Source organism: Paenibacillus sp. FSL P2-0136 (genome assembly GCF_037975325.1).
Lineage (GTDB): Bacteria > Bacillota > Bacilli > Paenibacillales > Paenibacillaceae > Paenibacillus_AQ > Paenibacillus_AQ silagei.
Genome location: NZ_CP150244.1, coordinates 4,042,213 through 4,062,155, shown reverse-complemented (window position 1 = coordinate 4,062,155; position 19,943 = coordinate 4,042,213). Strand labels below are relative to the sequence as shown.

General features: G+C 53.0%; 17 protein-coding genes. 14 read left to right on the top strand and 3 right to left on the bottom strand.

The genetic code is table 11. From position 1 onward, the window contains the following. Positions 1–8 precede the first annotated feature (8 nt). The 9 genes from NYE26_RS17055 to NYE26_RS17015 all read left to right on the top strand — a co-directional run bounded on the left by NYE26_RS17055 (position 9) and on the right by NYE26_RS17015 (position 10,408). Complete coding sequence (locus NYE26_RS17055) at positions 9–1,298, top strand: competence/damage-inducible protein A (protein WP_209879589.1); 1,290 nt, start codon at positions 9–11, stop codon at positions 1,296–1,298. A gap of 297 nt (positions 1,299–1,595) precedes the next feature. Beyond that, on the top strand, positions 1,596–2,660 hold the full coding sequence (recA, locus tag NYE26_RS17050; RefSeq protein ID WP_036724761.1) for a recombinase RecA: 1,065 nt from the start codon (positions 1,596–1,598) through the stop codon (positions 2,658–2,660). 115 nt (positions 2,661–2,775) lie between these two features. After that, positions 2,776–3,513: a RecX family transcriptional regulator gene (locus tag NYE26_RS17045; protein WP_339249022.1), complete on the top strand. Its 738-nt coding sequence runs from the start codon at positions 2,776–2,778 to the stop codon at positions 3,511–3,513. 309 nt (positions 3,514–3,822) lie between these two features. Beyond that, complete coding sequence (rny, locus tag NYE26_RS17040; protein WP_209879583.1) at positions 3,823–5,364, top strand: ribonuclease Y; 1,542 nt, start codon at positions 3,823–3,825, stop codon at positions 5,362–5,364. 146 nt (positions 5,365–5,510) lie between these two features. Beyond that, entirely contained in the window at positions 5,511–6,305 is a 795-nt protein-coding gene (locus NYE26_RS17035; RefSeq protein WP_036724768.1) for a TIGR00282 family metallophosphoesterase, read from the top strand. Between the two features lie 215 nt (positions 6,306–6,520). Next, entirely contained in the window at positions 6,521–6,781 is a 261-nt protein-coding gene (locus NYE26_RS17030) for a stage V sporulation protein S (RefSeq protein ID WP_019910496.1), read from the top strand. Positions 6,782–6,940: 159 nt separating this feature from the next. After that, on the top strand, positions 6,941–7,927 hold the full coding sequence (locus NYE26_RS17025) for a membrane dipeptidase (RefSeq protein WP_339249020.1): 987 nt from the start codon (positions 6,941–6,943) through the stop codon (positions 7,925–7,927). A gap of 161 nt (positions 7,928–8,088) precedes the next feature. Next, positions 8,089–8,661, top strand: coding sequence for a phosphate propanoyltransferase (locus tag NYE26_RS17020; protein ID WP_036692683.1), 573 nt, complete (start codon positions 8,089–8,091; stop codon positions 8,659–8,661). A 220-nt stretch (positions 8,662–8,881) separates the two neighbouring features. Further along, on the top strand, positions 8,882–10,408 hold the full coding sequence (locus NYE26_RS17015; RefSeq protein WP_036724770.1) for a DEAD/DEAH box helicase: 1,527 nt from the start codon (positions 8,882–8,884) through the stop codon (positions 10,406–10,408). Positions 10,409–10,520: 112 nt separating this feature from the next. Here the strand turns inward: NYE26_RS17015 and dapA are convergent, their stop codons facing one another. Next, a complete protein-coding gene (dapA, locus tag NYE26_RS17010; RefSeq protein ID WP_339249018.1) occupies positions 10,521–11,426 on the bottom strand; it encodes a 4-hydroxy-tetrahydrodipicolinate synthase in 906 nt (301 codons plus the stop codon). A 119-nt stretch (positions 11,427–11,545) separates the two neighbouring features. On the opposite strand from dapA, the gene NYE26_RS17005 reads away from it, so the two are divergent. Further along, positions 11,546–12,442, top strand: coding sequence for a LysR family transcriptional regulator (locus NYE26_RS17005; RefSeq protein ID WP_036724783.1), 897 nt, complete (start codon positions 11,546–11,548; stop codon positions 12,440–12,442). A gap of 130 nt (positions 12,443–12,572) precedes the next feature. Here the strand turns inward: NYE26_RS17005 and NYE26_RS17000 are convergent, their stop codons facing one another. Both NYE26_RS17000 and NYE26_RS16995 read right to left on the bottom strand, forming a co-directional pair. Then, positions 12,573–13,442: a CYTH domain-containing protein gene (locus tag NYE26_RS17000; RefSeq protein WP_155991386.1), complete on the bottom strand. Its 870-nt coding sequence runs from the start codon at positions 13,440–13,442 to the stop codon at positions 12,573–12,575. Between the two features lie 119 nt (positions 13,443–13,561). Next, positions 13,562–14,452, bottom strand: a complete 891-nt coding sequence (locus tag NYE26_RS16995; protein WP_339249016.1) for a LysR family transcriptional regulator — start codon at positions 14,450–14,452, stop codon at positions 13,562–13,564. Positions 14,453–14,621: 169 nt separating this feature from the next. On the opposite strand from NYE26_RS16995, the gene NYE26_RS16990 reads away from it, so the two are divergent. Genes NYE26_RS16990 through NYE26_RS16975 form a run of 4 tightly spaced genes read left to right on the top strand, consistent with a single transcriptional unit; the run spans position 14,622 to position 19,791 of the window. Next, positions 14,622–15,626: an ABC transporter ATP-binding protein gene (locus NYE26_RS16990; RefSeq protein WP_339249015.1), complete on the top strand. Its 1,005-nt coding sequence runs from the start codon at positions 14,622–14,624 to the stop codon at positions 15,624–15,626. 2 nt (positions 15,627–15,628) lie between these two features. Further along, positions 15,629–16,714 carry an ABC transporter substrate-binding protein gene (locus NYE26_RS16985; protein ID WP_339249014.1) on the top strand — a complete coding sequence of 362 codons (1,086 nt, stop codon included), beginning with the start codon at positions 15,629–15,631 and terminating at the stop codon, positions 16,712–16,714. Between the two features lie 39 nt (positions 16,715–16,753). Next, positions 16,754–18,424 carry an iron ABC transporter permease gene (locus NYE26_RS16980; protein WP_339249013.1) on the top strand — a complete coding sequence of 557 codons (1,671 nt, stop codon included), beginning with the start codon at positions 16,754–16,756 and terminating at the stop codon, positions 18,422–18,424. Next, entirely contained in the window at positions 18,421–19,791 is a 1,371-nt protein-coding gene (locus tag NYE26_RS16975; RefSeq protein WP_339249012.1) for an MBL fold metallo-hydrolase, read from the top strand. The genes NYE26_RS16980 and NYE26_RS16975 overlap by 4 nt, the downstream gene beginning before the upstream one ends. Positions 19,792–19,943 lie beyond the last annotated feature (152 nt).

The window sequence follows — 19,943 nt, the reverse complement described above, 5'->3', positions numbered from 1 at the left end:
CGTCAGCTATGAAAGCAGAGATTATTGCCGTTGGAACAGAACTTTTACTTGGACAAATCGTGAACAGCAATGCCCAGTTTCTTTCAGTCGAGCTGGCTGCATTAGGCATTGACGTTTATTTTCAGACCGTTGTGGGAGATAACAAAAACCGCCTTCTGGAAGCGATCCGGATTGCTCAGAGCCGGGCGGATGTTATATTGTTCACGGGCGGCATTGGTCCGACCGAGGATGATCTGACCAAGGATGCGCTGGCTGCGGCGCTTGGCCGGACCCTGCACATCGACCAGCTAGCCATGGATCATGTGCAGCGCTTCTTCGATGACCGCAAGATTGTAATGACTGAGAATAACCGCAAGCAGGCGCTTGTCATTGAAGGGACGACTCCTCTGTCCAATGATACCGGCCTTGCGGTAGGGATTGCTTTTGCAGAAGAGGACAAATATTATATCGTGCTGCCCGGCCCGCCCCGGGAGATGAAGCCGATGTTCACGGATAAGGCCAAGCCATGGCTTCAGCAGCATGCACTTACTGGTGAAATGCCGCTCTACTCGAAGATGCTGAAGTTCGCCGGGATTGGCGAGTCGCTGCTGGAGGACAAGCTGATTGAGCTGATCCGCAGCCAGAGCGATCCAACGATTGCCCCGTATGCCAAGGAAGGCGAAGTGACCGTGCGCATCTCCACCAAGGCGCCGTCCGAGCGGGAAGCTATGGTCAAGCTCGATGCTCTGGAGAAGACGATTGCGGACATTCTGCCGGAGAATCTGTATGCCAACATCGATGTGCCGCTGGAGCAGCTGATTGTGGACTGGATGGCGGATGCGGGACTCACTCTAAGTGCTGCCGAGAGTTGTACAGGCGGTCTGCTGATGGAGAGCATTACGAATATTCCGGGCAGCGCCTCCATGTTTGCCGGAGGGATCGTGTGTTATTCCAATGATATTAAGAAGAAACTGCTGAATGTGCCTTCCGCCATGCTTGAAGGTCCGGATGCCCCGGGAGCGGTGAGCCGCGAGGTTGCGGAGGTACTGGCTGAGCAGGTGCGTATGATCGGTGACACGGACTTCGGCTTATCGGTTACCGGTGTAGCCGGACCGGGATATTCCGAGCGCAAGCCGGTGGGTCTTGTGTTCGTAGGACTGGCTGAGCGGGGCTGCAAGACAGAGGTATATGAGCTGAATCTGAAGGGCACCCGTGAGAACATCCGGCTGCGCACCGTCAAGGCGCTGCTGTACCGGTTGTGGCGCCGCCTGGAAGAACGCAAGGTTGCTACTCCGCTGGAAGGCTCGGCCTTGCAATAACTGTACGGGCCGGTATATAATTCATGTATACGGAAGAACCGTGGCTTGAGCGATCATGCTGCGGTTTTTTGTTTTATATTAGGTATAACAAATTATCCTTTGGCTGTTCCTATTAACGTAAGAAGCGGAAGAGAAGCACCTGCTGAGTTTTGCATCCGGAAGGAGGCATGTATCTTACAATAAAAGGGAGTATTATCCCCGGGAGCAAAAAAAACGAATGTATGTTCTAAAAAAGACTTGGCAAGCCCTTCAAAACACGTTATTATAATACTATAAACAGTGAAGGAAGTGGTCTGATTGTCAGATCGTCGTGCAGCGCTTGATATGGCGCTTCGTCAAATAGAAAAACAATTCGGTAAAGGTTCGGTAATGAAACTGGGAGAATCCACTCACATGAAAGTGGAAGTTGTACCTAGCGGATCTTTGGCACTTGATATTGCACTAGGTATTGGCGGACTTCCCAAAGGACGTATTATTGAAGTATATGGACCGGAATCTTCCGGTAAGACGACGGTTGCACTTCATGCGATCGCTGAAGTACAGAAGCAGGGCGGACAAGCTGCCTTCATCGATGCTGAGCATGCGCTTGATCCCAAGTATGCCAAGGCGCTTGGCGTTAACATTGATGAACTGCTGCTGTCCCAGCCTGATACGGGTGAACAGGCCCTGGAAATCGCTGAAGCGCTTGTACGCAGCGGAGCAGTAGACATCATTGTAGTTGACTCTGTAGCAGCACTTGTGCCGAAGGCAGAAATTGAAGGCGACATGGGTGATTCCCACGTAGGCTTGCAGGCCCGTCTGATGTCCCAGGCCTTGCGGAAGCTGTCTGGTGCCATTAACAAATCCAACACTATTGCGATCTTCATTAACCAGCTTCGTGAGAAGATCGGCGTAATGTTCGGTAACCCTGAGACCACTCCGGGTGGGCGCGCTCTGAAGTTCTATTCCTCTGTCCGTCTGGATGTGCGCCGGGTAGAGAGTATCAAGATGGGTAACGATGTCGTGGGTAACCGCACGAAGATCAAGGTTGTGAAGAACAAGGTAGCGCCTCCGTTCAAGCAAGCGGATGTAGATATCATGTACGGCGAAGGAATCTCCAGAGAGGGAAGCCTTGTGGATATCGGTACGGAGATGGATATTGTCAACAAGAGCGGTGCCTGGTATTCCTATGAAGGCGAACGTCTGGGTCAAGGACGGGAGAATTCCAAGCAGTTCCTGAAGGAACATCAGGATATTGCTCTGCTGATCGAGAACAAGATCCGTGAGGCAAGTAATCTCACGACTCTGGTAGAGCCACCATCTGAAGCGGCTGTGGCTGCGGAGCAAGAGGAAGAAGAGAAGCTGCTGCTTGAGATTGAGTAATTAAGTACTCCTCTACTTCTAATTGAATAATGAAGTCAAGATGGATAGGCGCCCTGTGAAGATATAACAGGGTGCCTTTTCGTAAATATTTCAGCTTAAGTAGGTGATTGGCAGGATGGTTATCCAATTGGATGAGGAATTCGAGGAACAGGATGAGCAGCAGGTGCTGGCGGATTTCCCGGCAGATCAAGAGCTGGTAATTACAAAGGTAGAGCGGCTTAAGAAGTCTAATTATCGTTATCTAATCCATTTCGGAGACTACAACATGACTGTTCATGAAGATGTCATGATCAAATACCGGATGATTACCGGGAGTGCTTTTGTAAAAGCGGATCTGGAGGATATCGTTGCCGCAGACGAGCGCCAGCGGGGGTATGTGGAGGGGCTTAGGTATCTGGAGCGCAAACCCAGAACCGCACAGGAGATGGCCCGCCGTTTAAGGGAGAAGGAAATAGGGGAGACTGTTATTGCCGAAGTTCTGCTCCGCCTGCAGGAGGAACGTCTGCTTGATGATCCCTTGTACGCCAAACAGTGGGCGGAGCAGCGGATTGTGAATCAGCGTAAGGGCAAGATGTGGATCCGGCAGGAGCTGCGGGAGAAAGGGATTGATAAGTCGCTGATTGCGGAAGCGCTGGATGAGATCACACCCGAGCAGGAGCTGGAGAGCGCGCTGCAGACCGGACGGAAGAAATGGAGTACGATCCGGGGAGATGTGAACGACAAACGCCGGAAGACAGGGGCGTTCCTGATGCGCCGGGGATTCTCAGGTGAAATGGTGCGCCAGGTGATCGGGATTCTGCGGGATGAGCAGGATTGTGAGGGGGAAGAAGAGGAGTTTTACTTCCCGGATTGATTCTCTTGACTTTATTACGGTTATCGACTCTCTTGACAAGGTCTTTTTATAAATAATAAAATATAACATGAATCGGCATAAACTAAGATTCCTTTTTCCTTCCCAAAAAGCAGACTCTTATGTTCCGGTTCGCGTACAACTCATATGAAATGTAATCGCCGGATAAGGCGGGCAATGTCCATGTGCAGCATGTGCAGTATGGCAATCGGTGTATTACCGGTTTTTTGTATGGTGATGAACGGATAGTTTAACAACTGCACAAATACCCAAGGGAAGATCCTTGGAGGATATCAACGAGGAGGTGAACAGATGGAAACATTGATCTGGGTCATTGTCGTTCTCGTTGTAGCTGCAGCATTCTTTGGATTCGGTTATTTTATTCGTAAATCCCTTGCAGAAGCTAAGATTTCCAGCGCAGAGAAAGAAGCCGTAGTCATCGTGGAGAACGCGAAGAAAGAGGCGGAGGCGCTGAAGAAGGAAACGGTACTTGAGGCTAAGGACGAAGTTCATAGAATCCGTACCGAAGCTGAAAAAGAAACTCGTGAACGTCGGAATGAAATCCAACGGCAAGAGCGACGTTTGCTGCAAAAGGAAGAATCGCTGGATAAAAAAATGGAATCGCTTGAACGAAAAGAAGAACAAGTAGCTAACAAAGAGAAACGAATTGATGAAACCCAACAGCAAATTGATGTTATTTACAAGAATCAGGTTACTGAACTGGAACGTATCTCCAATCTGAGCATCGATGATGCCAGAAGTATCATTCTCAGCAATGTAGAACAGGAAGTTCGCCATGAAACTGCTCAGATGATCAAGGAAATCGAACAGCAGGCTAAGGAAGAAGCGGACAAGAAAGCCCGTGAGATTATCACCTTGGCGATTCAACGCTGTGCGGCTGATCATGTGGCGGAAACTACTGTATCTGTCGTTACCTTGCCGAATGAAGAGATGAAGGGCCGGATTATCGGTCGTGAAGGCCGCAATATCCGTGCGCTGGAGACTCTGACCGGGATTGATCTTATTATTGATGATACGCCGGAAGCAGTTATTCTGTCAGGATTTGATCCGATCCGCCGCGAAGTGGCCCGTACGGCACTGGAGAAGCTGGTGGCAGATGGACGTATCCATCCTGCACGTATTGAAGAAATGGTGGAGAAATCCCGCAAAGAAGTGGATGAACGGATTCGCGAATACGGTGAACAAGCTACCTTCGAGGTTGGCGTTCATGGTCTGCACCCGGATCTGATCAAAATTCTGGGCCGCCTGAAATTCCGCACGAGCTACGGTCAAAACGTACTGAAGCACTCCATGGAGGTTGCTTATTTGACTGGACTTATGGCCGGTGAGCTTGGGGAAGACATCGTGCTTGCAAAACGTGCCGGACTGCTGCATGATATCGGCAAAGCGCTTGATCATGAAGTGGAAGGTTCGCATGTTGAAATCGGCGTCGAACTGGCGAAGAAGTACAAGGAACATCCGGTGGTTATCAACAGTATCGCGTCCCACCATGGAGATTGCGAGGCTACCTCGGTTATTGCTATGCTGGTTGGTGCTGCTGATGCTTTGTCAGCTGCTCGTCCAGGTGCACGCCGTGAGACCCTGGAAACGTACATCAAACGTCTGGAAAAGCTGGAGGAGATCTCGGAGTCCTTCGAGGGTGTCGAGAAATCCTATGCCATTCAGGCGGGCCGCGAGGTTCGCGTAATGGTACAGCCTGAGAAGATTGATGATGCCGAAAGCTTCCGTCTGGCCCGCGATATTACGAAGATGATTGAGAGTGAGCTGGATTATCCGGGTCATATCAAGGTTACGGTAATCCGCGAGACACGCGCTGTAGAATATGCGAAATAAATAAGGAAATCGGCCCCCTTGCGGGGCCTTTTTTCATGCAGCACGCCGTGGAGTTTGGAATGAAGCAGAATAGGTGAAATTATACTTAAGCAGCGATTTATGGTTGGCAGAGCATACACAAACCAAAAATTTAGGAGGAGAAGATTATTAAAGTTTTATTTATCGGAGACATTGTAGGCAATACAGGCAGAAAAGCGCTGCGTGAAATGCTGCCTTCCCTGAAAAGCAAATATCAGCCGCATATCATCATTGCCAATGGTGAGAATGCCGCTGCCGGCAGAGGGATCACCGCTGCTATCGCTAACGAATTCTTTAATTGGGGTATCCACGGTATTACGATGGGCAACCACACCTGGGACAACAAGGATATCTTCGAGTTCATCGACGACGAGCCGCGGATCATCCGTCCGGCTAACTTTCCGCCGGGGACACCGGGCCGTGGATATACCGTTGTTAAGGGGAACGGCAAGCAGCTGGCGATTGTGAATCTGCAGGGCCGTACCTTTCTTCCGGCGATTGATGACCCGTTCCGGGTAGGCGAGGAGATTGTGGAGGAACTGCGCAGAGAGCATAAGTGCATTCTGGTGGATTTCCATGCGGAAGCAACCTCCGAGAAAATTGCGATGGGCTATTTTATGGATGGAATGGCTTCGATTGTAGTCGGCACACATACTCATGTGCAGAGTAATGATGATGTGATCCTGCCTGGAGGTACAGCGTATCTTACAGATGCGGGTATGGTTGGTTCAAGAGAAGGGATTCTGGGTATGGAAAAGGATGCGATCATCTATAAATTTACAACTCAGCTTCCCTCCCGGTTTGTAGTCGACGAAGGCAAATGGCAGCTGCATGGTCTATTCGCAGAACTTGATGAAGCTACAGGCAGAGCGACACGACTGGAGAAGATCCGGCTGCGTGAGGATGAATGGGTGATGAGCTAAGGACGGCAATGCCGTTTCTACTTGCAAATAGGTAATTCGGTAATACTCATTTTGTTTTGGGTGAAGTGTGATATTTATTATATCGAAAAAGAGTATCTTTTGAACTATTTTCTCCGGAGAGGTCCGCAAAAAGAAGGAATTAATTCTTCTGAAGCGAATAACATCTACTGTAGTGGAAGAAGAACACCATCATTTTCCCAGGGGAGGTACTTACTATGGATGTATTAAAAGTATCAGCTAAATCCAATCCAAATTCCGTTGCTGGCGCATTAGCAGGTGTTCTTCGCGAACGTGGATCGGCCGAGCTACAAGCTATTGGAGCAGGAGCACTGAACCAGGCCGTGAAGGCCGTTGCCATCGCCCGGGGATTTGTCGCACCCAGCGGAGTGGACTTGATCTGTATTCCGGCTTTTACGGATATAGTGATTGATGGGGAAGACCGGACGGCAATCAAACTTATTGTGGAACCTAGATAACTCAAGTGAATCATTTAGATTAGGCCTGTTTACATTGTAAACAGGCTTTTTGCTGTGCTGACTGCCGCTTCAGTTAGGTGCATATACATGAAATAGACGCTGGGCCGTCAACGGTTCATTTGGATATTCAGCAGGTGAAGAAAGAAGGAGAGCTGACCTATGGTGGGAAACAGGAAGCTGAAGGTGGCGGATTTTCATTGTGATGCTCTGAGTAAGCTGCAGGCGAATCCAGGGATAGACTTCAAGAATGATCCCCGGCTGGATGTGACCGCAGAGCGGCTGACAGAGGGAAATGTCGGACTGCAGGTTTTTGCCATCTATTTGTCTACGGTGCGCGGAAGGGCAAAGTTCGAGGATATTCTGGGGCAAATCGAGTGCTTCCATCAAAAGGTTACCGGTCCTGGAGGGCTGCAGTGGCTGAGGTGGAAGGAAGAAGTGCAGGAAGGCAGCTTCACTGCACCGGCCTATGGAATGCTCTCTCTGGAGGGCGTGGACGGTCTGGAGGGCAATCTGTTCTATGCCCAGTTATGCTTCGAGCTGGGTGTGCGTTGCCTGGGGATTACCTGGAACTATGCCAACTGGGCGGCGGACGGTGTGCTGGAGCGGCGGAACGGCGGGTTCACTGAGCATGGCCGGAAGCTGATCGACTGGTGCAACGGGAGCGGAATGCTGCTGGATGTGTCGCATTTGGCCCCGGCGGGATTCTGGGAGCTGCTGGAGCTCAGTACCCGTCCGTTCATTGCTTCGCATTCGAATTGCGCAGCGGTCTGCAGTCATCCCCGCAACCTGAGTGATGAGCAGCTGAAGGCACTGATTGCCAAGGATGGGCGAATCGGGCTTACCTTTGTCCCCTGGTTCGTGCGGGATGAAGGAGCGGCCCGGCGGGAGGATATGCGGAGGCATATTGAGCATGTCTGTGGTCTTGGCGGGAGCGGACAGCTGATGTTCGGCTCGGATTTTGACGGAATTGAAGCGTGGGTAGAAGGGCTGGAGCATCCGGGGCAATATGCGGAGTTCGCCGAGATGCTGCTGAAATACTATCCCGAAGCTGATGTGCGGGGCTGGCTGTATGAGAATGCGCTGGGGTTCTTGAAGGAGCAGCTGCCTTCTTCCGCAGGTTTACCCTCTTTTCTCACCAGGAAGTGACTATGAATTGGAAAAACCAGGATGAAGCATTCACAGAATCGTAATATGCCCGGAAAAAAGCCTCGCATTGTGATGCGGGTCTTTTTATTTTCGGGAAATTAGATGTATAATGTTCAGTGGCTTGTACAGATACTAGAGAAAATACAAGGAGTGACTTAAAAATGAGCAAGACTGTACCCGTAGGTGTGTCGGCCCGGCATATTCACCTTACGCAGGAGCACGTAGAAGCATTGTTTGGCCCAGGTTATCAATTGACCGAGTTCAAACCTCTGTCCCAACCCGGACAATTCGCAGCGAATGAGCAAGTGGCTGTCATTGGTTCGAAAGGGAAGTTCGACAAAGTAAGAATCCTCGGACCTGCCCGTCCGGCTTCGCAGCTGGAAGTATCCCGCACAGACTCCTTCAGCCTCGGCGTGAAGGCACCTGTCCGTGAATCCGGCAATATTGAAGGAACACCAGGAATTACGATTAAAGGACCTGCCGGTGAAGTTGAGCTGGAGACTGGTGTTATTGTAGCAGCGCGCCACATTCACTTCCACACTTCCGAAGCAGAAGCTTGGGGCATTGCCGATAAGCAGCTCCTGAAGGTACGTCTGGGCGGCGAACGCGGCCTGGTGCTGGAGAACGTGATTGCACGCGTATCCGACAGCTTCAAGCTGGACATGCACATCGATACCGATGAAGCTAACGCTGCCGGTGCCAATAATGGCGATACCGCTGAAATCCTAGACTAGTATTTTATAATAGGTAAGACAAGAGCAGGGGACCCTTCCTCTGCTCTTTTGTTGTAGATTTTTTTGAAAAGAAAGAAATGAAAGTTTTCATATTCGCTTTTATGTGTTATCATTATGTGTTATGACTTTGCTGAGCGCTATGTGGAGACGCCGCAAAAGGAATATACAGTAATGGAATTAAGGATTCACCAATATATGTATGCACAATGAAGGAGATAAAATGACATTTAACGATTTGAACCTGATCCCCCCGATTCTTAAGGCGCTTAGCCTGGAAAACTATACATCCCCGACCCCGATCCAGGAAGAGTCTATTCCTGCGGCCTTAGCCGGCAGAGACATCCTGGGCTGTGCACAGACGGGTACCGGTAAAACGGCGGCCTTCTCGTTGCCGATTATTCAGCTGCTTAGCCAGCAGGCCAGAACTGGTGGGACTAAACGTATCCGCTCCCTGATCCTTACGCCTACCCGCGAGCTGGCGCTGCAAATTCAGGAGAATATTCAGGCCTACAGCAAGTTCACAACGATCCGTTCGACAGCCATTGTCGGTGGCGTATCACAGAAGGCCCAGGAGCGGGCGCTGGCAATTGGTGCCGATATTCTGATTGCTACACCGGGCCGTCTAATCGACCTGATCAGCCAAAAGCGTGTGGATCTGCAGCATGTGCAGATTCTCGTGCTGGATGAAGCGGACCGCATGCTGGACATGGGCTTCATTCATGATGTGAAGCGGATTATCGCCAAGATGCCGCTCAAGAAGCAGACGTTGTTCTTCTCAGCCACTATGCCTGCGGAGATTTCGCAGCTGGTGAAAACACTGCTCGTCAATCCGGTGAAAATCGAGATTACTCCGGTATCCTCCACGGTAGACAGAATTGAGCAGTCGATCTATCTGCTGGAGAACGGAAATAAGCAGAATCAGCTGAACCGTCTGCTGCAGGACCCGTCGATTGTATCGGCACTGGTATTCACACGCACCAAACGCGGCGCGGACCGGGTAACCCGGGATTTAACCCGCATTAATATTACAGCACAGGCCATTCACGGGAACAAATCACAGAATGAGCGCCAGAATGCGCTGAGAAATTTCAAGAGCGGAGCGACACGCGTACTGGTAGCTACAGACATCGCTGCGCGCGGAATTGATATTGATGAGTTGTCCCATGTCATCAACTTCAACCTGCCGAATATCCCGGAAACCTATGTTCACCGTATTGGCCGGACCGGCCGTGCGGGGATGAGCGGCATCGCCATCTCGCTGTGCGAAGCGGAGGAAATTCCGTATCTGAAGGATATCCAGAAGCTGATTGGCAAGACGATTCCGGAGATCAAGGAGCATGCGTATCCGATGTCTAAGAGCAATCTGGCATTGCTGGCAGACCGTCCCGGCAAAGCGCCGGTCAAACCGTCGCAGAAAGCCAAGACGAATCCGCCCCGCAAGCCGAAGTCGGAATGGTTCGCGCAAGGCAAACAGCAGAGCGGCGGCAACACAGGTGGCGCTAAAGGCGCTTCTGGAAGCGGTCAAGCAGGCAGTGGAGCTAGAAGCGCATCGGGCAGCAGTTATGCTGGCGGTGGAGCGAGAGGTGCTTCGGGGGGCCAGGCTAATGCCAACGGGCGTCCAGGCGGCAGCCAGAGCCAGAAATCGTCCAGCGGTTCATACGGCCGTTCAAACCCTTCGGGCAGCAGACCTGGCGGTCAGAGCGGACGTCCGTCCAGCCGTCCAGCGGCTAAAGCGGGCCGCTCGTAATTCGATTTTGTAACGTGCAGTAATGATTGACCTTATCTAACACAAACACCCGCCATTCTCAGTATCTCACTGAAAATGGCGGGTGTTTGTCTGCTCCATGGCCTCTTAACGGTTATATCGCTTCTTGTCTGCCGCTGACAGCTTCCTCTGCAAGGTAGGCGCCCAGCTCCTCGCGCAGCGCGGTGCTAATGGAAGTCATTGGCAAGCGGAGCGTGTCTGAGGAGAGCTCTCCGAGTTCGCTGAGCAGCCATTTGATCGGGGCCGGGTTGGACTCCTTGAACAGCAGCTTCATCAGCGGCACTAGCTGATCATACGCAGCCTGTGCAGCCTCAATCTGACCGGCTCTGTACTGCTCGTAGATGCTTAGGAAGCGGCCTGTATGTACATTGGCTGAGGCCAGCATGCCTCCGGCGGCCCCGTAGCCCAGCATGTCGAAGAAATGCAGATCGTCGCCGCAGAGCACGGGCTTGCTGCCGCTCTTGGACAGCTCGGAGACGAGCAGGGGGGAGCCGGAGCAGTCTTTTAACCCTACGACATTATTCATCTCCAGGATCGTACGGGCGGTGTCCAGCGTCATGCCGACTCCAGTGCGGCCCGGGATATCGTAAGCCATAATGGGCAGACCGACCTCTGCCGCCTTGCGGAAATGGGCGATGATGCCTTCCTGGGACGGACGGCTGTAATAAGGGACAACCACCAGTGCGGCATCGGCACCTGCGTTCGCCGCCAGCTCAGTACGGGCCACGGTAGAGTAGGTATCATTTGTACCTGTGCCCACCACGAGCGGGATAGAGCTGGACTTCAGAAGTTCCCGTGAGGTATCCACGAGCGACTGTAATTCCTGTATATTGACTGTCGGCGATTCTCCAGTGGTTCCATTGACGACCAGACCATGAATATTGTTCTTGATGATGTTGTTCACATAACGCTGATACGATTCCAGATCAAGCTCACCAGCAGCATAGAACGGGGTGACCACGGGAACATAAATTCCATAAATCTGTTCTTCTGTTAACATGAATATCGTCCTCCAAAAATGTAAAATCCGTTTGTTCTACTGTACCATGGATTATTGCATCGTTGTTAGCTATAATAAATGATGTAGGTTATCAATAATATTGATGTTAGGGTGAGACGATGGACTTAACGTATATGCGGACCTTCCGCGAAGTGGCCAAGCGGCAGAGCTTTACGCGTGCGGCTGAAGAGCTGGGCTATGCCCAGTCCAGTGTCACGATGCAGATACAGAAGATTGAGAAGGAATATGGAGTGCCGCTCATTGAACGTCATGGCCGCGCCTTGCGTTTAACTCCGCCGGGGGAAGAGCTGCTTAAGCTGTTCGTGGAGATTCTGGATCTCTATGACCGCTCTAAGGAAACAATCGCCCAGCAGATCGGCGGAACGCTTACGATTGGAACGATTGATTCGCTCGCAGCCTTCTATTTGCCGCCGTTCCTGCAGCAGCTGCGGACGATGTTCCCTGGTCTGAATATTCATCTGCAGACCGAGCAGGAGGCCAATCTGATATCCAAAATCAGGGACGGAGAGGTCGATATCGGTCTTTTGCTGGACCGGAGCACGGTGGATAGCGCGCTTACGCGGACGATTATCCGCGATGAGCCGCTTGTGCTCGTGGCACCAGCCAGCCATCCGCTAGCCCGGCTGGAGCAGGTGACCCTCCAGGATCTGAACAACTGCGAGCTGATTGTCTCCGAGGAGAGCTGCATTTACCGCAGCCTGTTCGAGAACCTGCTCCGGGACCACGGGATCGTGTTTCGGATTGGTTTTGAGCTGTCGAATCTGGAAGCGATTAAGCGTTGTGTACGCAATGGCCTGGGCATAGCGCTGCTGCCGCGGATTGTGGCGGAGGAGGAGATCGAGCGGGGGAACCTGTCCGAGCTGTCTTTTGCCCACCCGGAGATTCATTTCGATCTGCAACTGCTGCTGCATCCGAAGAAGTGGAAGTCCCTGCCGCTCCAGTCGCTGATTCAGATGCTGCTTGAGGATGCCAAGGCGAAGACTGTTGCGCTGTGAAAGTAACGTATGGAGCAGTGGGGAGCCGTCTCGTAACAAATTTATATCAGCAGAAGAGCACTGCCGTATCGCCCTCATGAAGGGTGCGGCAGTGCTCTTTTTGAGTTATAAGCTAATATTGATGATTACTTTAATACCTTTCCAGAATCAGCTGGGTCTTGAGGCCATCAGCAGGAAGAAGCCAGCCCTCGGCGTTCAGCAGGTTCATCAGCTCTGTACGCAATCCACTTACGCCAGTGCTATCGGTGGTTTTGAACGAAATTTCCACGATATTCTGGATGCCGCTTCCCGCCTCATCACGCACTGGCCATACCTCAAGAGTGATCTCCTGATTGTTCCAGGTGCCTGTATACCGCTCGAAGGTCAACGGGCCATGCGCCCGGGAGGCTGCCAGCTTCTGCTTCCCCCAGTTCGATGCATACCAGTTCTTCAATTTGCCTGGCAGCTTGTCCAGCAGCAGCTTCAGGGCCTCTTCCTCAGCAGGGAGCACGGCTCCGGCAGCTTTGGTGCTGACCTTCTTGGTATTAGAGAAGCTAAGGGTCTGCTTGCCATACCCCCAATCCACCTCTGCTTCGTAGTTGTCATCTGAAGCGTCGAAGCCCTCCTGATTCGCCAGGGTGAGCGCTGCCTGGATATTTCCGTTCACGACAGGATAACGTTTCTTGTAGGTCAATTCATAATCGGATTTGTTCTCTTTTTTGCGCAGCCGCACATCCCATCCCTTGCTGTTCAGCTCAAGCGTGTCGGTATCGAAATACTCGACTCGAATAGCCTGTGGAGTAGAATTCAGGTCGAATGTATCCATGACCTCGCTGCGCGGCGATCCGCTGCTGTCCAGTACAAGGTCAGGGTCCGCCAGAAACTTCACCTCATAGGCTGGAACGGCGTTAGCTGCGGCTGAGACGCGCTCCGGCAGCAGGAAGCCCTGTCCGGCTAATCCACCGCCTGCTGCCACAATACTCAGCATGAAGGACAGGGTAAGCTTTTTCCATTTTCTCAAGCATCATCACTCCTATGATCAGGTTTGGGTACATGATCCACTTTACGGGTTGAGTATATGGGAGCGGTTAAAGTGAAAGGGGAATTGCGTTAATCCTGCATAGACTTACTCAATGACGGCTAACAGTTTTTGGTGGCCAGCAGGCTGCTCCGGAAGCTCTCCATCTGCACCGAAGGATGCCGGTCCTTGTTGTGCACGGCATAGATATAACGCGGCGCCATTTCCCCTTGAATAGGCAGCACCTGAATTAGACCTTGCTGCTGCTCCCACTGTACCGCCATCCGGGACATCACGGAGATGTGGCCGCCCAGCTGCACGAGCTGCTTGATGGCCTCCAGTGAATCGACCTCAATCGTATTGCGCAGCTGCAGCCCTTGCTGTCCGAACCAGCGCTCCGTCAGGCGGCGGGTACTGGATTCGCTTCCGTGCAGCGCAAAGGGAGTCTTACTGATCTCCTCCATATTAAGCTGAGTCTTGCGGACGAGCGGATGCTTAGGAGAACAGATCAGAACGAGGTCATCTGTAATCAGCGATTCCGCCTGCAGGGCAGGCTCCGTGAAAGGCTCGGAGGAGATCACACCTAAGTCGATTTCGTGGCGGATCAGCATCTCCCGGATGACCGGGGAGGGCTTCACAGACAGAGCCATGCGGATGCCGGGGAACTCCTGGGAGAACGCATGTAATATGGATGGCAGCAAATAGGTTGCAGGTACATAACTGGCCCCAATCAGCAGCGTTCCCCGGTAGAGGGTGTCGAATTCTCCGGCTACCCGGCGGGCCTCACGGGCAAGCGCATTAATCTTCACGGAATAATGAAGGAGGGCTGCTCCTGCCTCGGTGAGAAAGGTTTTGCCGCTGCGGGCCTCGAACAGCCGGACCCCGAGCTCTTCTTCAAGCGACTTCATATGAAAGGTTACGGTCGGCTGCTTGATCCCGAGTACCTCGGCTACGCTGGTCATATGGTGCAGCTGGTCGATCAGTTCAATAATTTGCAGTTTCATCAGATTCATGGAGTTACCTCTTCCAATCGTTAGTGGGATATCCCCCACCATAGATTTTATCTATGAACGTTAACAGAATTCATATATAAAGTTAATTACGTGTTTACATGAAAAATAAACAACCTGCGAATACAGACGTTAGACTGAGGACAGCTCAAGAAGACAGGCAGGGATCGAAATGAATATTCAGATAAAGGGGATTCATAAAAGCTTTGGCGGACAACCGGCGCTGCTGCCTGCCGGGCTTGAATTGAAGCACGGTAAGTTCACTACCTTACTGGGGCCTTCCGGCTGCGGCAAAACCACGCTGCTGCGGATGTTAGCGGGCCTTGAGCGCCCGGATGGCGGGGAATTATACGCTGACGGGAAATGTTATTTCTCCGCTGCGCAGCGGATCGATGTTCCGGTGCACAAGCGGAATTTCGGGATGGTGTTTCAAGATTTTGCACTCTGGCCGCATATGACGGTGTATGAGAATGTGGCTTTCGGGCTGAAGGCCTCAGGGCAGCGTGCGCAGCTGCGGAGCAAGGTACTGGAGACACTGGAGATGGTCCGGCTGCAGGGGATGGAGAATCGGTATCCGCATCAGCTGTCGGGCGGTCAGCAGCAGAGGGTTGCTTTTGCCAGAGCGGTAGTGGTCCGTCCGGGTGTGGTGCTCTTCGATGAGCCGTTAAGCGCACTGGATGCCGTACTCCGGGAAGAGATGAGAGTGGAGATGATGTCGCTGGTGCGGGACATGGGTCTCACTGCACTCTATGTGACCCACGATCAGATCGAAGCGATGTCGATGTCCGACGAGATTGTCGTTATGAAAAGCGGGCGGATATTGCAGACTGGAACTCCTGAAGCGGTATATGAGGCACCGTCAGAACCGTTCGTGGCTTCATTCATCGGCAAGTCGAACTGGCTTACGCCGGAGCAGGAGATGGTGCGGCCTGAGCATATCGGATGGAGCCGGACGGCGGGCGATGATCTGTGTTATTCCGCTGTTGTACGAAGTGTCAGTTATGTCGGAGAACGTTATGAGATCCGTGCGGAGGTGGAGGGGGCCGGTATATGGACAGCCTATCTGAACAACCGGATTCCTGTAGGAGAAAGGGTTCAGCTCTATGTCTCACCGCGGCGGATATGCCGGATGAATTCGAATTCAAATGAAGAAGAACCTAAAAGGAGCGAATCATAACCATGAAATGGAACAAACCGCGTAAACAAGGGGCAGTGCTGCTGTTATCTGCTGTGATGAGTATGAGTCTGGCGGGTTGTGGTACGGGCAACAGCACCAGTGCCGGCGGGGCCAGCACGAGTACACCTGAGGCAACTGGGGCAGCTTCGTCAACTCCTGAAGCTACAGAAGCTGCGTTAAGCGGCAAGCTGGTGCTGTATTCCGCCGGACCGCAGGGCCTGGCAGATGATATTGTGAATGGCTTCAAGGCCAAGACAGGTGTCACGGTGGAAATGTTCCAGGGAACGACCGGCAAGATTCTGGCCCGGATGGAAGCGGAGAAGGCCAACCCGGTGGCTGATGTGGTGATTCTGGCTTCCCTGCCTTCCGCACAGGCTCTTAAGGCGGAGGGGCTGACGCTGCCCTACCCGGAAGCGGCCAATAAGGACAAGCTGATTCAGGACTGGTCGGATGCAGAAGGCAATTATTTCAGCTCCAGCGCATCAGCACTGGGAATTGTCTATAATACGAAGCTGGTAGCGAATCCGCCCAAGACCTGGGCAGAGCTGGCAGATGCGGAGTGGAAGGATGCCGTTAACATTCCTGATCCGACACTGTCAGGCTCGGCGCTGGATTTCATCACAGGCTATCTGAGTGTGAACGGCGAGCAGGGCTGGGAGCTGTTCAAGAATTACAAGGCGAACGGTGTTGCCATGGCTGGAGCGAATCAGGAGGCGCTTGATCCGGTGATTACAGGAGCTAAGAGTATTGTGGCAGCTGGAGTAGATTATATGGCTTACAAGGCCAAAGCCAAAGGAGAGCCGCTGGATATTATCTATCCTGAGGAGGGTACGGTAGTAAGTCCGAGACCGGCAGCCATTCTGAAAACGAGTCCGAACGTGGCCAATGCTAAAGCATTCATTGATTATCTGTTGTCTGATGAAGCTCAGCAGCTGGTAGCGGATGCGTATCTAATACCGGGCCGCGAGGATATTGAAGCTTCGAACCGGACCAATCTGAAAGACATCCCGCAGCTTAAGGCAGACTGGACCTGGATGAGTGAGCATGGAAATGAGACGGCTTCGAAATTCGCGGAAATTTACAAATAAAGGATTAAGGTTGAGGTGAAAGCAATGAGTCCAGTCTCCATGGACAGTAACCGGATACTTCGGAGAGCGGGCTTGCTGCTCTCCTTCTTTTTGCTGGCGGTCAGCATCGGCATTCCGCTTCTGCTCATCTTCTGGCAAAGCGTTACCCCGCATCAGCGGTTGGACTGGATGGCCCCTCTCCGTACGATCACCGGACAGAGTCTGTCCGGGGTGCTGCTGAACTCGGTATGGCTTGGTATATGCGTAGTGGCAGGAACTACGCTGCTTGCGATGCCGCTGGCCTGGATGATGGCGAAGACCCGCATGGGGCTGCACCGCTGGATTGATGTTATTCTGCTGATTCCATTCATGACCCCGCCGTATATCGGCTCCATGGGCTGGATTCTGTTCATGCAAAAAGGCGGATATCTTCAGCAGTGGCTTCCGGGTGCGGGTGCGTTAAGTGATTCTTTCTTCAGCTTCTGGGGAATGGTCTTCATTATGAGCATGCATCTGTTCCCGTTCCTGTATCTGCTGCTTCGGGATGCACTTATCCGCATAGGCGGCAATCTGGAAGAGGCGGGAGCGGTGCACGGGGCAAAGGCAGGCTACCGCTTTCGGCGGATCATCATGCCGCTGCTGCTGTCGGCCTATGGCATGGGGGTGATGCTCGTCTTCGTCAAGACGATTGCGGAGTTCGGAACACCGGCTACCTTCGGCCGCAAGATCGGCTATTATGTCATGACCTCGGAAATTCATAAATACATTTCCAGCTGGCCGATTGACTTCGGCAAGGCTACATCGCTCGCATCCGTGCTGCTGTCGGTCTGTCTGGTCATCTGGTACATGCAGTCGGCGGTCAGCCGCCGGTTCACTTACCGTCTGGTGGGGGGCAAGGGACAGCGCTCCAAGATGTATTCCCTGCGCGGTGGTGCAGGCTGGCTAGCGGGCCTGTATCTGGCTGCCCTGCTGCTATTATCCATAGGCATCCCCTACTTCTCGATTATCGCCGCCTCGCTGATGAAGCTGCGCGGTTCCGGGCTGTCGCTGGACAATCTGACGCTGGATCATTACAGGGAGCTGCTCTCCTGGGGATCGGCGAGCCTGAAGGCAATTGGGAACAGTCTGGGGCTGTCGCTTGCCGCAGCATCGGTGGCTGTCGTGCTTGGAGCCGGTCTTGCGCTGGCTATCGGCAGGTCTTCGGGGCGGCTGCAGCGGATCATTGATCTGCTGAGTCTTTTGCCTAATACGGTTCCGGGCATTGTAATGGTGGTGGGACTGATTCTGCTCTGGAATGCGCCATGGATGCCCTTCACGCTCTACAACACCTACGGGATGGTAGTGCTTACGTATGTGGTGCTGTTTCTTCCGTATACCGTGCAGTATGTGAAGTCCAGCTTCTCGCAAATTAACGGGTTGCTGTTTCAAGCGGCCCAGGTGAGCGGAGCAGGCCCGTTCTATATCTTGCGGCGGATTCTGCTTCCGCTCATTATGCCCGGTATGCTGGCAGGCTGGATGATGACCTTCACCATATCTGTACGGGAGCTGGTTGGATCGCTGCTGATTCTGCCGCCTTCGATGCAGACCTCGGCTACGTATATTTTTGCCCAGTTCGAACAGGGGCAGGTATCGCTTGGCATGGCAATGGCGGTGGTATCGGTTGGCTTGACGGTGCTGCTGCTGCTCGGCATTGAACTGCTGAATTCCAGAACAAAGTGGACCGGATCATGACGAAGCTGACCATATGGGGCGGAGCCGGTGAACACGGGCGTTCCGCTTACCTCCTGAGTGGAAGGGGCTACCGTCTGCTGCTTGATTGCGGCGTCAAAAAAGGCGGAGCCGGACAATATCCCCTCATCGAACCCGGGCAGGCGGCAATGCTGGACATGGTACTGCTCTCCCATGCCCATGAGGATCATTCGGTAGCGCTGCCGCTGCTGTATGCGCAGGGTTACAAGGGTGAGGTATGGACAACGCGGGAAACAAGGGCGCAACTGGATGCTTACTTACGCTCCTGGCGTTCAAGTATTAGCCGTGAGGGCCATGAGCTGCCATACACTGAAGCAGATGAACAAGCGATCCGTTACCGGTATCTGGAGGAAGAGGGCAACTGCCTGTCCTGGTTCAGACTGATTCCCGGGGTTCAGGTCATGTGGGGACGAAGCGGGCATCTGGCGGGATCTGTATGGTTCCTGATCGCTGCGGAAGGGCGCTCAATCTTCTATTCCGGCGACTATACGGCGGAATCCCTGTTACTTGCGGCTGATTCACCAGCTGAGGCGATACAAGCAGCCGTAGGCATCCCGGATGCGGACCAGAGGCTGAGGGTATGGTCGTGCGGCCAGCGTCTTGATCTGGCGGTGGCCGATGCGGCGTACGGAATGGACGAGGAGACCCAGTCCGATAAGCTAAGGCAGCTGGAGCAGGCCATCCGTAGGACTGCGGCACGGGGGGGCAAGGTGCTGCTCCCGGTTCCGGCAGGCGGACGGAGCCAGGAGATGATGCTATGGGCTGCCAAGCTGTTCGCGGATCTGCCGATGGTAGTGGAAGCGAAGCTGATAGAGGGGATGGGGCGGCTGGCAGCCTCGCCGTTCTGGCTTAGGAGTGCTAAGCGAACAGGAGGGTATTTCGCAGCGGATCACATAGCAGACTTTCTTGCCGCCCGCCGCTGGACGATGCCGCAGAGCGAGGTGGAACGGGAGGAGCTGCTGTCAGGCTCCGGCCCTTCCCTGTGGTTCGTGCCGGATGGCATGATGCAATCGTCCTTGTCCCGCTGGTACTATGCGAGGTGGGCGTCCCATTCAACCTATTCCGTGCTGATCACCGGTCATGTAGCGGCCGGTACCTTCGGATACAAGCTGCTGCATGAACCGGGACAGCATGGAGTATGCGAGGTGCTCAAGCTGCGCTACAAGGTGCATCAGGGCCGGGAAGATGTTCAGCGTATGCTGAAGTCTCTTCCGGTCCGGCACGCCGTGCTGGTTCATGCCGCGAAACCGGAGACCGACAAGCTCCGCGAAGCCTTGATCCAGGGCGGGCAGCTGACGGGCTGCACGCTGCATTCTATGGCGGCGGGGGAAACGCTGGATTTGGGTTAACTATGAAAAGATGAAAGAGGCTGTCTCGTAAGCGGAAATTTTGCTTATAGAGATGGCCTCTTTTCTTATCTTTTAGGAGATTATGAATTTCTTCTGATGTCTAAAGAGGAGCAGATGGAATGTATATGAAAAACCGAATACAACTTGTTGGG